The organism is Actinoplanes italicus, assembly GCF_003001815.1.
GTDB classification, from domain to species: Bacteria; Actinomycetota; Actinomycetes; order Mycobacteriales; family Micromonosporaceae; genus Actinoplanes; species Actinoplanes italicus.
Window position 1 is genome coordinate 1 of sequence record NZ_PVMZ01000066.1, and the last position, 1,321, is coordinate 1,321.

2 protein-coding genes are annotated in these 1,321 nt (G+C 67.9%); both read left to right on the plus strand.

What is annotated here, in order from left to right:
- Positions 1 to 79 precede the first annotated feature (79 nt).
- Complete coding sequence (locus CLV67_RS50810) at positions 80 to 382, plus strand: transposase (protein ID WP_170154328.1); 303 nt, start codon at positions 80 to 82, stop codon at positions 380 to 382.
- A complete protein-coding gene (locus tag CLV67_RS50815) occupies positions 379 to 1,278 on the plus strand; it encodes an IS3 family transposase (protein ID WP_106331201.1) in 900 nt (299 codons plus the stop codon). The genes CLV67_RS50810 and CLV67_RS50815 overlap by 4 nt, the downstream gene beginning before the upstream one ends.
- Positions 1,279 to 1,321: the final 43 nt, after the last annotated feature.

Below are 1,321 nucleotides of genomic sequence, written 5' to 3' on the forward strand. Positions count from 1 at the left end.
TGGGCCTGCCCCGTTTTGACGGACATCCAAGATCAGGGGACCTGGGGTCTCCGGGAGGATGTCCAGCATCATGGAGAGCGTGGGAAAGAAGCGATCGAGGCCGCGGCGGGCGTTCACGCCTGAGTTCAAGGCCGAGATCGTCGAGGTGTGTCAGCGTGGTGACCGTACCGTTGCGCAGGTCGCGAGAGATTTCGACCTGACCGAGACGGCGGTGCGGTCCTGGGTCAAGCAGGCCGAACTCGACGCCGGGATCCGGTCGGACGCACTGACGTCGGATGAGCGGTCCGAGCTGGCCCGGCTGCGCTCGGAGAACCGCCGGCTGCACCAGGACGTCGACATCCTGCGCCGGGCCACGGCTTTCTTCGCGCGAGAGACCCGGTGAACGTGTACCCGTTCATCGCCGCGGAGCAGGCCGGCAAGCACAACGTCAAACGTGCCTGCGAACTGCTCGAGGTCTCCCGGTCCGCCTACTACCAGCACGCCCGCGGTGAGCAGTCCACCCGCGACCGCGTCAACACGCAGCTGACCGAGCAGATCATCGCCGTGCACACCGCGTCGAACGGCACCTACGGCGCCCCGCGGATCCACGCCGAACTCGTCGCGGCCGGATACCGGCACGGCCGCAAACGCGTCGCCGCCAGGATGCGCGAAGCCGGGGTCGCCGGCAGGAGCCCACGCCGCTGGAGGACCACCACGATCGCGGACCCGCGCGCCGCCGTCCGCCCGGACCTCATCGAGCGGGACTTCACCGTCGACCCGGCGGCGGTCGACACCCGCTGGTGCGGCGACATCACCTACATCAACACGTGGGAAGGCTGGCTGTACCTGGCCACCGTCATCGATCTGGCCTCCCGCCGCGTCGTCGGCTGGGCCGTTGCCGACCACCTCAGAACAGACCTGGTCGACGCCGCCCTGACCGACGCCCTGCAACGCCGCCGGCCTGCCGACGGCCTGATCTTTCATTCCGACCGCGGCTGCCAATACACCAGTGCCCAGCACACCCGTCTCGCGAAGCGGCACGGCGTGCGGCTCAGCGTGGGCCGGCGCGGGCAGTGCTGGGACAACGCCGTCGCCGAATCGTTCTTCTCGACGTTGAAGACCGAGCTGATCCACCGGCAGCCCTGGACCACCCGCACGACGGCCCACCAAGCGATATTCGAGTACATCGAGGGCTGGTACAACACCCGACGCCGACACTCCAGCCTCGGCTACCGAAGTCCCGCCGCTTACGAGAACGGCACCGACATCAGCCTGCTACCCGCACTAAACGTAGCCTGAAGACCAACTCATCGACCCTGTCCGTCGAAACGGGTCAAGCCCA